Raw genomic sequence first — 13338 nt, 5'->3', positions numbered from 1 at the left:
GGTGCAGCACGTCGAAGCAGCCGTTGGTGAAGACGACGGAACGGCCGGCGCGGCGGTGCTCGGCGATGATCACGCCGAGGCCCTCGCTGCCGACGTGCACCGGCTGGCGGTCGCTGCCGGGCCCCGGCCGGCCCAGCGCGGCCAACAGGTCGTCCCGGCGGCACACGCAGGTGCCGGTGCCGGTGACGGTGCTCGTCGCGGCGAGCTGAGCCAGCTGAGCGGCGGTCGACAGCGGTGCGTCGGCGGCCAGCGCGAGCGTCATGGCCGCCAGATACGCATCACCGGCGCCGACGGCCTGGCTGGCCGGGACGGGCGTGCTGTGACTGCGTCGAGGTTGCCCGTCGGCGCCGCCGACCACCGCGCCGTCGGTGTCCAGGGTCACCGCGACCACGTCCGCGCCGGTGTGCGCGCGCAGCTCGGCCAGCCGAGACTCGGCCAGGACGGCCCGGTCCACGCCGGCGCCGGCGTCGGCGTTCACGGTCACGCCGGTGCCGGTCACGCTGAGCCCGTCGTGGGTCATCGCCACCCGGCCCTCGCCCGGGGTGGGCTCACCGGTCGGCCCGTCGGTACGCCGCAGCCCGGCCCCGCCCGGCGCGGTGCCCACGGTCAACTCGGAGGGCCCGTCGGCCCCGTCCATCTCGGGATGCTCCAGGTGCAGCTCGCGGCCACCGGCAGCCGTCGCAGCGCCGGGAGCCTTCGCGCCGCCGGGAGCCGGCGGACCGGCGGTCAGCGCGGCGGTGCCGGCGCGGGCGAGCAGCCGGGTCGCCTCGGCGAAGCTCGGGGTCACCACGGTCGGGGCGAGGCCGCGCCAGTCGGCGAGGTCGTGCGCGTCCAACGCGACCGTGGCGTACCGGTCCCGCTTCGCGACCAGCCAGGCGCGTACCGGCGCGGGCAGGGCACCCAGGCCGTAGTCGCAGACCACCAGGGTCGGAGCTGCGCCGCCGGCAGCGGCCCGCAACTCCTCGGTCGCGCAGTCGAGGGCGGTGAGCAGCCGGTCCACACCCTCGTCGCTGAGAGGGTCGTCCGGGTCGCCGGAGTCCTCGCGGAGCAGGATCTGGTCGCCGGCGAGCATCCGCCGCTTGACCGGGGTGGGGCGGCCCGGCTGGCTGACCGTGCGGTCCCAGACGCCCGCCCGGTCCAGACAGTCGTGCAACTCGTCGCCGGCGACGTCCGCTCCGACGGGTGCCACCAGCACCGACCGGCCGCCCAGCGCGGCGATGTTGACCGCAGTGTTGGCCGCGCCACCAGCCGCGGAGATGCGGCGTCGCAGGGTGAGGACCGGGGCCGGGGCCTCTCGGCACAGCCGGTCGGAGTCGGCGAACCGCCACTCGTCGAGCATGGCGTCGCCGATCACCAGGACCGGGCGCCCGAGCCAACTCTGCACGACGTCGGCGAGCCGGAGTTGTTCCGCTGCTGCTCGTGCCATGCCGGCGGATCCCCGGGGGCCGGCAGGGTCAAACCTGCCGGGCGAGCAGCGGCCACCGGCCAATGGGACGGCGACGCCGGTTGCGGACCATCACCCCGGTACGGCGTCGGCCGACCACAACGGCGCGTACCCGGCCCGGCCGGGACGGGCATGTTTCCCGTGGTCAGGGAAAGCAGGCGGGATGACGAGGGAAGGCCACGCGACGCCGGTACTGAACAAGGGCCAGATCCGCCTGCTGATGTTCGGTCTGATGACCGGCATGCTGCTGGCCGCACTCGACCAGACCATCGTCGGGACCGCGCTGCCGACCATCGTCGGTGAACTGGGCGGCATCAACCATTACTCGTGGGTGGTCACGGCGTACCTGCTCGCCTCGACCGCCTCGACCCCGCTCTACGGCAAGATGGCCGACCTGTACGGACGCCGGCCGGTGTTCCTCTTCTCCATCGGGACGTTCCTGCTCGGCTCGCTGTTGGCCGGGCTGTCGCAGGACATGACCCAGTTGATCATCACCCGTGGCGTGCAGGGTCTCGGCGCGGGCGGTCTGATCACCCTGGCCTTCACCATCATCTCGGACGTGGTCTCGCCCCGCGATCGCGGCCGGTACCAGGGTCTCTTCGGTGCGGTGTTCGGGATCGCCTCGGTGGCCGGTCCGCTGGTCGGTGGCTACTTCGCCGAGACGAACTGGCGCTGGATCTTCTACATCAACGTGCCGTTGGCGATCCTGGCCATCGTGGTCTGCTCGCGGGTGATGCGGCTGGTGCCGTTCACCCGCCGCAAGCACGCGATCGACTGGCTCGGCGCGCTGCTGCTGGTGGCCGGGGTGAGCTGCCTGCTGCTCGCGCTGAGCTGGGGTGGCAGCACCTACCCCTGGGGTTCCGGAGTGATCATCGGGCTGTTCGTCGCCGGGGCCGTGCTGGGGGTGCTCTTTGTGCTCCAGGAGACTCGGGTCTCCGAGCCGATCCTGCCGCTGCGGCTGTTCCGCAGCGCCACCTTCGCCCTGGCCAACAGTGCCGGGTTCGTGCTCGGCCTGGTGATGTTCGGGTCGATCATCTTCATCCCGCTCTACCTGCAGATCGTCAAGGGCGCCTCCCCGACCCGCAGCGGTCTGCTGATGCTGCCGATGATGGCCGGCATCATCGTCACCTCGGTGCTCACCGGCCGGGCGATGAGCCGGATCGGTCGGTACAAGTGGTTCCCGGTGGTCGGTTCGGCGGTGCTGCTGGTCGGGATGCTGCTGTTCACCCGACTGGAGGTGAACACCTCGCTCTGGGGGGCGTTCGGCTTCATGGTGGTGATCGGCGTGGGGCTCGGGCTGTGCATGCAGTCGCTGATCCTCGCCGTGCAGAACGCCGTCTCAGTACGCGACCTGGGCGCCGGTACCTCCTCGGCGACCTTCTTCCGGTCGCTCGGTGGATCCTTCGGGGTGGCCATCCTCGGCGCGGTGCTCACGTCCCGGCTCGATCACGAGCTGGGTGCCCGGCTGCCCGGTGCGATCGCCCAGCTGGCGCCCGAGCAGCAGGCCGCGGTGGCCGGCAAGGGTACGGGCATCTCGGTCAACGAACCGGCGACCATCCTGGCCCTGCCGGCCCCGGTACGCGCGGCCGTCCAGATGGCGTTCGTCGAATCGCTGCACCTGGTGTTCCTGACCACCGGGCTGATCGCGATCGTGGCGGTGCTGGTCACCATCGCCCTGCCGAACGAGAAGCTGCGTGGCGCCGGCCCACAGGGTGCGACCGGCGGTACCGACGGCCTCGGCGGCAAGGGCCCGGCCCCCGGTGGCAAGCCGCTGGATCGCGGGTCGGAGGAGGAGGCCGCCGCCGAGATGCAGGCGCAGTCCCAGACCATGCTCTGACCTCATGCCTGGCGGGCCCGGCCGGCGCCGCGACCAGGGTCACTTGAGGATCAGGCGGTTCGTCTGCTCGAAGACGTCCAGGTCGGCGAGGGTCTCAAGGACGCTGGCCGAGAGCGGGTGCGGCATCGCCTCGCGGTGGTAGAAACCGGCGTCGGTGGTCTCGTCGGTGACCCGGGCCAACTGGCCGTCCCACTCCTCGACCCGGAACGCCGTGGTGAAGATCTGGTACGTGTGGCCGTACATGTTGGTGTGGGTGCGGTCGGCTCCGGTGTAGAGCGCGAAGGCGCTCACCCGCAGGGCGCGCAGCCCGGTCTCCTCGCGTACTTCCCGAACGGCGCAGTCGGCGATCGACTCGCCCAGCTCCATCGCCCCGGCGGGCATCGCCCACTGCCCGTTGTCCGAGCGGCGAATCAACAGGATCCGCGCCGAACTGTCGCGTACCACGGCGCGGGCGCCGACGAACATCAGCGTCCGATCGCCGGCCAACGCGCGTAGCTGGCCGACGTACGAATCTGCCCAGGAGATGCTCACCCGGACAAACTTACGGGGGTTCCCAACGTGTGACCGGCGACACTAGCTTGTTACCCATGCGTAGCACGATGATGGACGCCCCGCTTCAGGTTTCCCGGATCCTCGAACACGGCGCCACCGTGCACGGCGCGGCCGAGGTGGTGACGTGGACCGGCGCCGAGCCGCGCCGCAGCACGTACGCCGAGATCGGGCGGACCGCCGCCCGACTCGCCCACGCCCTGCGCGCCGAGTGCGGCGTGACCGGGGACGAGCGGGTCGCCACCTTCATGTGGAACAACACCGAGCACCTGGTGGCGTACTTCGCCGTGCCCAGCATGGGCGCGGTGCTGCACACCCTGAACATCCGGCTCTTCCCCGACCAGGTCAGCTACATCGCCAACCATGCCGAGGACCGGGTGGTGCTGGTCGACTCGACGCTGATCCCGCTGCTGGCCAAGTCCATCGGGGGCATGACGAGCGTGCGGCACGTGGTGGTGGTCGGCGGCGGCGATCCCGCGCCGCTGGTGGCCGCGGCCGGCGACCGGATCGCCGTACACCACTGGGACGCGCTGCTGGCCGACCGGCCCGAGGTGTACGACTGGCCCGAGGTGGACGAGCGGGACGCCGCCGCCCTCTGCTACACCTCCGGCACCACCGGCAATCCCAAGGGGGTGGCCTACTCGCACCGCTCGATGTACCTGCACTCGTTGCAGATCTGCATGCCGGAGGGCTTCGGGCTCGGCCCGACCGACCGCGAGCTGGTCATCGTGCCGATGTTCCACGCGATGTCGTGGGGGCTGCCGTTCGCGGGGTTCCTCTCCGGTGCGTCGCTGGTGATGCCGGACCGCTTCCTCCAGGCCGCCCCGATCGCCGAGATGATCGCCGCCGAGCGGCCGACCCTGGCCGGCGCGGTGCCGACCATCTGGACCGATCTGCTGGCGTACCTGGACAGCCACGACGTGGACACCTCGTCGCTGACGGAGGTGATCGTCGGCGGTTCGGCCTGCCCGCCGGCGTTGATGCACGCGTTCGACGAGCGGCACGGCGTCGACGTCATCCACGCCTGGGGGATGACCGAGATGTCGCCGTTGGGCTCGGTGGCCCGGCCGCCGGCCGGCGCGACCGGCGAGGACGCCTGGCGCTACCGGTACACGCAGGGCCGGGTGCCGGCCGGTGTGCAGGCCAGGATCGTGGGCCCGGCGGGGGATCCGCTGCCCGCCGACGGCACGTCCGTCGGCGAGCTGGAGGTCCGCGGCCCGTGGGTCACCGCCCGGTACGTCGGCGACGACGCCCCGGATCCGGAGAAGTTCCGCGACGGCTGGCTGCGCACCGGTGACGTGGGCACCCTGTCGGCGGACGGGTACATCACCCTCACCGACCGGGCCAAGGACGTGATCAAGTCCGGCGGCGAGTGGATCTCCTCGGTGGAGCTGGAGAACGCGCTGATGGCTCACCCGGCGGTGCTGGAGGCGTGCGTGGTGGGCGTACCGGACCAGCGCTGGGACGAACGGCCGCTGGCCACCGTGGTGCTGCGCGAGGGGGCCTCGGCCACCCCGGAGGAGCTGCGGGAGTTCCTGGCCGGGTCGGTGGCCCGCTGGCAGTTGCCGGAGCGGTGGGCGTTCGTCGACGTGGTGCCGAAGACCAGCGTCGGCAAGTTCGACAAGAAGGTGGTGCGTTCCCGGTACGCCGACGGCGACCTTGATGTGCGGGAACTGGCCACGCCGTAACGAAATCCGGCGCATCATCGCCGTTAGGAATAGGGGGCCTTCTCCAGACCCTCTCTCCGGTGGGCGGCCCCGGCGTTCGCACCGCGCCGGGGCCGCCCGTTCCTTGCGGGGCGACCCGCACTGTCAGTATTGCGAAAGTTGTTCGCCTCTGTCCCGCTGATGGGAAATTTGCCCAGGTCAGAGCATCATTCGCTGGCGCTGATCAGCACCTTGCCGACCACGGAATCCTCCACCGCCTGGTGTGCGGCGGCCGTCGCCGACAGCGGGTAGTGGTGCAGCGGCAGGCCGGCCTCCTCGCCCACCCGGATCCCGCCCTGGCCGGCGGCCGCCGCGACGTCCACCACCGCCTGCGCCTTGGCCGCCTTCGGCATCGTGTACACCAGCACGAACTGCCAGCGGGCGTTCTCCGCCATCAGCGGACGGATCGGCAGCGTCACCTCGTCGCCACCGTCGTTGGCGTACACGCAGACCACCCCACCCCGGTGCAGCAGCCGCACGTCGGTTGCGGCGTTGCGGGCGGCGGAGACCTCCACGATCGCGTGCACCCCGTCGGGCGCGACCTTGTGGACCTCCTCGACCACGTCCTGCTCCCGATAGTTGATCACTATGGAGGCGCCGGCCGCCGCGGCCAGCTGCGCCTTCTCCGGGCTGCTCACCGTGGCGATCACGCAGGCGTCGGCCCACGCCGCGAGCTGGATCGCCGCGTTGCCCACCGCACCCGCCCCGCCCTGCACCAGCACCGTGTGATCGCTCAACGCACCCGCGCGCAGCCCGTCCGGCAGGTACTCCCCGGCGGTCAGACAGCGGTGCGCGGTCAGGAACGGGATGCCCAGACAGGCACCCAGCTCGAACGAGGCGTCACCGAGGCGTACCGCTTGGCGGACCGGCACCACCGCGTACTCGGCGGCGGTGCCCCACGGTCGCTGCCAGGCCGCCTCCCAGAGCCACACCCGCTCGCCGATCAGATCCTGGTCGACGCCCTCGCCGACCGCCTCGACCACCCCGGCGCCGTCCTGCCCGGGCGTCTGCCAGCCCGCCGGCAGCGACCCCTGTCGGCGGGACTTCCAGTCCGTCGGGTTCACCCCGGAGTACGCGATGCGCACCAGCACCTCACCCCGACCGGGTTCCGGCACCGGCCGGTCGACCAGCTGGAGCACCGAGGGGTCACCGGTGTCCTCGTACACCACTGCCTTCATGTCACCGACCGTAGGCGGGCGGGGACCGGGTCTGTGGCGGTTCAGCCGAGCCGGTCCACGACCTCCGGGGTCAGCTCGCCGATCGAGCCCAGTGCCGTCGCCGCCAGCCGCTCCGCGTCCGGGTCGAGCGGGTACGACCCGTGCGGCACGGCCACCACGGTCATCCCGGCGGCGACCGCCGACCGGACCCCGTTGGACGAGTCCTCCACCGCCACGCAGCGGGCCGGGTCGACGCCCAGGTGCCGCGCCACGGTCAGGTACACGTCGGGCGCTGGCTTGCCGCGTTCGGTCTCCTCGGTCGACAGCGTGGTGCGGAACGCGTCGGTCAGGCCGGTGGCGGCCAGCGCCGCCGCGATCAGCCGGGTCGGCGACGAGCTGGCCAGCCCCAACGGCCACCGCTCGGCCAGCCGGCGTACCACCTCGTCCGCACCGTCGATCAGCGGTACATGGGCCGTGTAGCGCCGGGTCATCTCCTCGACCACCTCGGCGGCGACCTGCTCGGCGGTGCGCTGCACGCCCAACTCGTCGCTGAGATAGTGGGCCCACTCGCCGGTGCTCATCCCCATCAACCGGCGCTGGGTGTCCGCCCGCCAGGTGCCGCCGTGCGTCGCCACGTACGCCCGGCGGACCTCCTCCCAGACCGGCTCGGAGTCCACGATCACGCCATCGAGGTCGAAGACCACCGCATCCACCACGGCACCATCCTGCCCGACCGAACGGTGTCCCGCTCAGCCCGGCAGTACGGGCAGGCCGATCGGGCTGTCCGCCGGGATCACCGTGTGCCCGGCCCGGGCGATCGGTTCGAGCAGCTCGCGCAGCCGCTCCGTACGCTGCGCGCCCAGCGCCCGCCAGGGCCGGGCGGCGGCGTGGTCGGTGGCGTCCTCGACGGCCCGAAAACCGGCCCGGCCACGCTCGGTCGGCTCGCCGTCGGCGCTCAGCCAGCCCCGGGCGGCCAGCCGTTCGCGTGCCTGCGCCCAGTCCTGCTCCGACCAGCCCCGGCCGACCAGGTTCTGCGGTGGCATGTCGACCGCGACCCGCCAGGCCAGCGTCTCCACCGGGTCGAGGTCGGCGGTGACCAGCGCCGCCACGTGCCCGTCCCCGCGGTGCTCGCGCAGCGTGGTGGCGGCCTGCCAGAGCCGGGCCAGCGGGTACTCGCCGCGCGGCAGGGCGGCGTTGGCCGCCCCGAGGACCCGGCCGGCGGTCTCGACCGTGTCGGCGGCGGCCTCCAGCAGCTCGGTGCTCTCCGCCAGGTGCCGCTCGGGCAGCTCGTAGGTCAGCTCGGCGAGCGCCTGCACCGCCCCGGTGAGCCGGGACCGGAGGGCCTCCTCGGGGGTGGCCAGCTGCCACACCGCGGGCAGGGCGCGGGTCACCATGTGCGGGGCGAAGTTGTAGAAGGCGGCGACCACGGGGGCGGCGCCGGTCGGCCCGAGCGGGGCGGCCCGACCGGCGAAGTAGCCCCGCCAGTAGCCGCGCAGCCCGGCCGCCTGGTAGGCGGCCTGGGCCCGCGGATGGAAGTACGTGACGGCGTGGACGGGCTCGTAGTGCATCCACATCAGCCGGGCGGTTCGCCCCGCGTCGTTCAGCGCCGTCACAGATACCTCCGCATTCACTCCGGTCGGGCGTTACTGCGCGGCGAGGATGTCCACCACGAAGCGCAGCGGGCCACCTGGACGGCCACCGGCGCCATCGCCGTACGCCTGCTCGGCCGGGATGTCGAGCTGCACCCGGCTGCCCACGGTCACCCCGACCAGGCCCTTGTCCCAGCCCTCGATGACCTGCCCGACGCCGATCGGGAAGGTGGCCGGCTGGCCCCGGCCCCAGGAGGAGTCGAACTCCTCACCGTTCTCGAAGAACACACCGACGTAGTTGGTGGTGATCGCCTGGCCGGTCTCGACCTTCGGCCCGGTGCCCTCGATCAGCGGGGTGACGGTGAGCTTGGTCAGCTCGCCCTCGCCAGCGGTCACGGTCGGCTTGGTGCCGAGCGCCGGGTCCGCGCCCTCGGGCAGCTGCGGGGCGGGCGGCGGTGCTTGTTCCGGGGCCTCCGGCGAGGCCTCCTCGGTGGTCGACGGCGTGCCGGCGGCCGACTCGAGGGGGTCGTCGCCGCGCTGGCCGACCATCACGAACACGGTGATCAGCACCGCGACCACGGCGATTCCGGCGAACGCGCCGGCCCAGGCCTGCCGGCGGCGCTTGGCCTCGGCGGCCTTCTGCTCCGCCAACTGTTCGGCCAGTCGTCGCCGTGCCTTGGTCTCCTGTCCGCCCGCGTGCTCGCTCACGTCCTCGACTCCCTGTTGAGAGGTGGGTGGGTGCGTCCGGGCCAACGGACGCCGTCGCCGACACACGGTACCTGGTGGTCGGCGTACTTCCGATGGTCGATCGTGACCGGTGTGAAGGATGGGACGCCTGAGATGCCGGTGCGGGGCCCGGAAGATGCTTCCGGGCCCCGCGTCGGAGCCGTCGCCGGCCCTCGTCAAAACGTTGGCTTTGCCCTCAGTGAGGACGGTCACCAGGACGTGGGCTTGCCCTTCTGGAACAGCCACACGTCGAAGAAGGCGGTGAGATCCTGCCCGGACTCCCGCTCGGCCAGCGAGATGAAGTCGGCCGTGGCGGCGTGGCTGTACTGGTGGATCGACGCCCACTGCCGAAGGATGCGGGTGAACGCCTCCTCGCCGACCTTGCCGCGCAGCGCGTGCAGGGTCATCGCGCCCCGGTTGTACGGGATGCTGCTGAACATGTCCATCGGACCCGGGTCAGCGAGGAGCACCTGCCAGAACGACGAGGAGGCGGCGCGCCCGTAGTTGCTGCTGCTGTTGAACGTGGTGTTGACCGTCGCCCCACCGTTGAACTCGGTGTACATCCACTGGCCGTAGGTGGCGAAGCCCTCGTTGAGCCAGATGTCCTTCCAGCGCTCCGGCGAGACGCTGTTGCCGTACCACTGGTGGGCGATCTCGTGGGCCATGGTGCCGACGCTGGCCGTGTTGGAGAAGATCGGCTTGGTCTGGGTCTCCAGGGCGTAACCCACCTGTGGGGCGTAGTCGATGATCGCCCCGGTGGAGGCGAACGGGTACGGCCCGAACTTCTCGGTGAAGAACTCCATCATCTTCGGGATCTGCGACACCGCGTTGGCCGAGCCGGCGACCAGGCGCGGGTCGATCGCCACGTACGACGGGATCCCGCTCGGCGTGACCGACTCGGTGACCTCGAACTTGCCGATGGTGATCGTCGAGAGGTACGTCGCCATCGGCTCGGTGTTGTCCCAGACGAACGTGGTCCAGCCGTCCTGGGTCTGCTGGGAGAGGAGCTGGCCGTTGCCGACGGCGGTGAGGCCCTCCGGCACCTTCGCGGTGAACCGGAAGGTCGCCTTGTCGGTCGGCGTGTCGTTGCTCGGCAGCCAGGCGGGCGTGCCCTGCGGCTCCCCGACGACGAAGGCACCGTCATCGGTCGGGATCCAGCCTTCGATCGACCCGTCCGGGTCGGTCACCGGGCCGGGTACGCCGGCGTACTTCACCACCACGGTGAACGTCTGCCCGGTCTTCGGCTTCGGCCGAGGGGTGACGATCAGCTCCTGGCCGTCCCGGGTGAAGTCGTTCTGCTTTCCGTTCACGGTCAGCGAGGAGATCTCCGGCCCCCGGAAGTCCAGGTTGAACTGGTCGAGATCCTGGGTGGCGAGCGCGGTGATCGTCGCGGTGGCGTCCATGAACCGGGTCGCCGGGTCGTACGAGAAGTTGAGGTCGTAGTGCTGGACGTCGTACCCGCCGTTGCCCTGGTCGGGGAAGTACGGGTCGCCGATGCTCGGAGCGCCGGGCGAGAAGCGGGGAGCGCCGGGGTTACCGGGTGCTGCGCTGGCCGCGTTCGGCGCCACCAGTGAGCCGGCGACCACCAGGGTGGCCGTGGCGAGGGCGGCACCACGCAGGCGGGGGAGTGTCATGTGAATCCTCTCCATGGGGATGCCGGGGCAGCCTAAGATTCACAAAATTCCTGGTCAATGGCCTGAAGGCTGGAGATTCGCGCCTACTGGAGTGTTAACGCGCGCGAAATCGTCGGCTCCAGGTGGCCGAGGCGTACGCGTGCCGGCGTGAATTGCGGCATCTGTCGGGAGTGGTCAGGCAGTCTTGCGGGGGGTCGCCTTCTTCGCGGGTGCCTTCGTGGCCTTCGTCGCCTTCTTTTCGGCGGTCTTCTTGCCCGCCTGGGCCTTCTTGGCGGTCGTCTTCTTCGCCGCGGCGGCCTTCTCGGTGGCCTTCTTCGCCGGGGCCTTCTTCGCGGTCGCGGCGGCCTTCTTCTGGGCGGAGCGCGCAGCGGTGATCGGGGTCGGCTCACCCGCCCCGCCGCCCGCCGCCGCACCACCTTCCCCGCGGGCCGCGCGAGCCCGCTCGACGGAGGCCTTGAGCGCCGCCATCAGGTCGACGGCGGCGGCCGGGGCCTCCTCGACCTCCTCCGGCTGGACCACCTCGCGTCCCTCCACCTTCGCGTCGATGACCTCCTGCAACGCCGCCCGGTAGTCGTCGGTGAACTCGTCCGGCTGGAAGTCGCCGGCCATCGAGTCGATCAGCGAGGTGGCCATGGCCAGCTCGGGCGGCCGGACCTTCAGGTCCTCGCCGAGGAAGCCGAAGTCCGGCTTACGGATCTCGTCGGGCCAGAGCATGGTGTTCAGCAGCAGCACGCCCTCGCGGACCCGCAGGGTGGCCAACTGCTCCCGCTGGCGCAGCGCCACCTTGACGATGGCCACCCGTTCCGAGTCGGTCAGCGCGTCGCGCAGCAGCAGGTACGGCTTAGTTGCGGTGCCCTCCGGCTCCAGGAAGTACGCCTTGTTGTAGAGGATCGGGTCGACCTGCTCGGCCGGGACGAACTCCAGCACGTCGATCGCGTGGGAGGTGCTCAACGGCAGCTCGGCGAAATCCTCGTCGGTGAGGATCACCATCTCCCCGCCGCCGATGTCGTAGCCCTTGGCGATGTCGTCGTAGCTGACCTCCTCGCCGCAGACCTGGCAGGTGCGCTTGTACCGGATCCGCCCGCCGTCCTCACGGTGTACCTGGTGGAATCGGATGTCCTTTTCCTCGGTCGCCGAGTAGAGCTTGACCCCGATCGAGACCAGGCCGAACGACACGGCTCCCTTCCAGATGGCCCGCATCCTGCGCTCCCTTCCCCGGTATCGACCATGCTCGCATCAGAGTGAACGTAACGCGAGGTGTTCGGCTTGCTACTACAGTCGGGTCGTGCCCGGCGCGCCGCTCAAGCCGATGCTCGCGATGACCGGGCAGCTCCCGGTCGGTGCCGGCTGGGCGTACGAGTTCAAGTGGGACGGCGTGCGAGCGCTCGCCGACATCGCGGCCGGGCGGCAGCGCCTGTACGCCCGCTCCGGCGTGGAGATCACCGCCGCGTACCCCGAACTGATCCCGCTGGCCGAGCAGATCGACGACGCGCTGCTCGACGGCGAGGTGGTGCTCTTCGACCAGGCCGGGCGGCCGTCGTTCACCGCCCTCGCCGAGCGGATGCACGTGCGGGACCCGGCGAAGGCGGCCCGGCTGGCGGCGACCGTCCCGGTCACGTACATGATCTTCGACCTGTTGCGGCTGCGCGGGGCGGACCTCACCGGCTGGCCGTACGCCCGCCGTCGGGAGGCCCTCGACGGCCTGGGGCTGGGCGCGGCGCGGTGGGCGGTGCCCCCGGTCTTCTTCGACGGCCAGGCAACCTACGCGGCGGCCGGCGAGCACGGCCTGGAGGGGGTGATGGCCAAGCGGGTCGACTCGGTCTACCGGCCCGGGGTGCGTTCGCCGGACTGGATGAAGGTCAAACTGGAGGTGACCGGCGACTTCGTGATCGGCGGCTGGCGGCCCGGCGCGCGTAAGATCGGTGGCCTGCTGGTCGGGGTGCCCGGTGCCGGTGGGCGGCTCGTCTTCCGGGGGCGGGTCGGCGGCGGGATCGGCGCCGCGCTCGAACGGGAGTTGCTGCGTGAGCTGGAGCCGCTGCGCGCCACCGTGTCGCCGTTCGGCGTGGACGTGCCCCGTGAGGATGCCCGGGGCGCGATCTGGGTGACGCCCCGGGTGGTGGTGGAGGTCAAGTACGGCCAGCGCACCCCGGACGGGCGGCTGCGGTTTCCCCGTATTCTGCGGCTGCGGCCGGACAAGCCGGCCGAGGAGGTCGACGATGCCAGCTAACCGGCTCCGGGTCGACGTGCAGGGCCGGACCCTGGAGCTGTCCAACCTGGACAAGATCCTTTACCCGGACGCCGGTTTCACCAAGGGCGAGGTGATCGACTACTACACCCGGGTCGCCCCCGTGCTGCTGCCGCACCTGCACGACCGGGCGCTGACCCGGATCCGCTACCCGAACGGGGTGGACGGCAACTCATTCTTCGAGAAGAACGCGCCCGCCGCCACCCCGCCGTGGGTACGCGTCGAGACGCTGCCCGCACCCGGCTCCACCAAGGGCCGGGAGACCATCGACTACGTGGTCGCCGACGACCTGCCCACCCTGGTCTGGCTGGCCAACCTGGCCGCCCTGGAACTACACACCCCACAGTGGAAGGTCGGCGAGCAGCCGGACCTGATGGTGGTCGACCTGGACCCGGGAGCGCCGGCGGCGCTGCGGCAGTGCTGCCAGGTGGCGCTGCTGCTGCGGGACCGG

General features: G+C 71.5%; 11 protein-coding genes and 1 pseudogene. 4 read left to right on the top strand and 8 right to left on the bottom strand.

The features are described 5' to 3' along the window. The coding region (locus AB0M52_RS19810; RefSeq protein WP_363955516.1) for a PfkB family carbohydrate kinase at nt 1-1426 on the bottom strand (1426 nt) is incomplete at its 3' end. A 181-nt stretch (nt 1427-1607) separates the two neighbouring features. On the opposite strand from AB0M52_RS19810, the gene AB0M52_RS19805 reads away from it, so the two are divergent. Further along, nucleotides 1608-3281 carry an MDR family MFS transporter gene (locus AB0M52_RS19805; RefSeq protein WP_363955513.1) on the top strand — a complete coding sequence of 558 codons (1674 nt, stop codon included), beginning with the start codon at nt 1608-1610 and terminating at the stop codon, nt 3279-3281. Between the two features lie 39 nt (nt 3282-3320). Here AB0M52_RS19805 and AB0M52_RS19800 read toward each other — a convergent pair whose 3' ends face one another. Beyond that, on the bottom strand, nt 3321-3812 hold the full coding sequence (locus AB0M52_RS19800; protein WP_363955511.1) for an NUDIX domain-containing protein: 492 nt from the start codon (nt 3810-3812) through the stop codon (nt 3321-3323). 56 nt (nt 3813-3868) lie between these two features. On the opposite strand from AB0M52_RS19800, the gene AB0M52_RS19795 reads away from it, so the two are divergent. Beyond that, nucleotides 3869-5518: a fatty acid--CoA ligase gene (locus AB0M52_RS19795; RefSeq protein WP_363955508.1), complete on the top strand. Its 1650-nt coding sequence runs from the start codon at nt 3869-3871 to the stop codon at nt 5516-5518. Nucleotides 5519-5703: 185 nt separating this feature from the next. On the opposite strand, the gene AB0M52_RS19790 is transcribed toward AB0M52_RS19795, so the two are convergent. The 6 genes from AB0M52_RS19790 to AB0M52_RS19765 all read right to left on the bottom strand — a co-directional run bounded on the left by AB0M52_RS19790 (nt 5704) and on the right by AB0M52_RS19765 (nt 11842). Next, a complete protein-coding gene (locus AB0M52_RS19790) occupies nt 5704-6714 on the bottom strand; it encodes an NADPH:quinone reductase (RefSeq protein ID WP_363955505.1) in 1011 nt (336 codons plus the stop codon). 41 nt (nt 6715-6755) lie between these two features. Next, the gene (locus AB0M52_RS19785) at nt 6756-7409 is read right to left on the bottom strand and encodes an HAD family phosphatase (protein ID WP_363955502.1); all 654 of its coding nucleotides are present in this window, start codon (nt 7407-7409) and stop codon (nt 6756-6758) included. A gap of 33 nt (nt 7410-7442) precedes the next feature. Then, entirely contained in the window at nt 7443-8267 is an 825-nt protein-coding gene (locus AB0M52_RS19780) for a hypothetical protein (protein ID WP_363955519.1), read from the bottom strand. A gap of 69 nt (nt 8268-8336) precedes the next feature. Then, nucleotides 8337-8990 (bottom strand): FKBP-type peptidyl-prolyl cis-trans isomerase, encoded by a 654-nt coding sequence (locus AB0M52_RS19775; protein WP_363955499.1) that lies wholly within the window; start codon nt 8988-8990, stop codon nt 8337-8339. A 227-nt stretch (nt 8991-9217) separates the two neighbouring features. After that, nucleotides 9218-10642: a M1 family metallopeptidase gene (locus tag AB0M52_RS19770; RefSeq protein WP_363955496.1), complete on the bottom strand. Its 1425-nt coding sequence runs from the start codon at nt 10640-10642 to the stop codon at nt 9218-9220. Between the two features lie 174 nt (nt 10643-10816). Beyond that, a complete protein-coding gene (locus AB0M52_RS19765) occupies nt 10817-11842 on the bottom strand; it encodes a Ku protein (protein WP_363955493.1) in 1026 nt (341 codons plus the stop codon). A gap of 85 nt (nt 11843-11927) precedes the next feature. On the opposite strand from AB0M52_RS19765, the gene ligD reads away from it, so the two are divergent. After that, nucleotides 11928-12869, top strand: a complete 942-nt coding sequence (ligD, locus tag AB0M52_RS19760) for a non-homologous end-joining DNA ligase (RefSeq protein WP_363955490.1) — start codon at nt 11928-11930, stop codon at nt 12867-12869. After that, a pseudogene (locus AB0M52_RS19755) lies at nt 12859-13338 on the top strand (ATP-dependent DNA ligase); the annotation flags it as partial. The gene ligD and the pseudogene AB0M52_RS19755, both read left to right, overlap by 11 nt.

Source organism: Micromonospora sp. NPDC051296, from assembly GCF_040682255.1.
Taxonomy (GTDB): Bacteria; Actinomycetota; Actinomycetes; order Mycobacteriales; family Micromonosporaceae; genus Micromonospora; species Micromonospora craterilacus.
Note: the sequence above shows the minus strand (reverse complement) of the source record. Positions and strands in the feature narration are given on the sequence as shown.

What these genes read in the sequence shown, in the direction of transcription:
- AB0M52_RS19805 (WP_363955513.1), top strand. Translation starts at nt 1,608, where the DNA reads ATGACGAGGGAAGGCCACGCGACGCCGGTACTGAACAAGGGCCAGATC.
- AB0M52_RS19795 (WP_363955508.1), top strand. Translation starts at nt 3,869, where the DNA reads ATGCGTAGCACGATGATGGACGCCCCGCTTCAGGTTTCCCGGATCCTC.
- AB0M52_RS19790 (WP_363955505.1), bottom strand. Translation starts at nt 6,714, where the DNA reads ATGAAGGCAGTGGTGTACGAGGACACCGGTGACCCCTCGGTGCTCCAG.
- AB0M52_RS19780 (WP_363955519.1), bottom strand. Translation starts at nt 8,267, where the DNA reads ATGTGGATGCACTACGAGCCCGTCCACGCCGTCACGTACTTCCATCCG.
- AB0M52_RS19770 (WP_363955496.1), bottom strand. Translation starts at nt 10,642, where the DNA reads ATGACACTCCCCCGCCTGCGTGGTGCCGCCCTCGCCACGGCCACCCTG.
- AB0M52_RS19765 (WP_363955493.1), bottom strand. Translation starts at nt 11,842, where the DNA reads ATGCGGGCCATCTGGAAGGGAGCCGTGTCGTTCGGCCTGGTCTCGATC.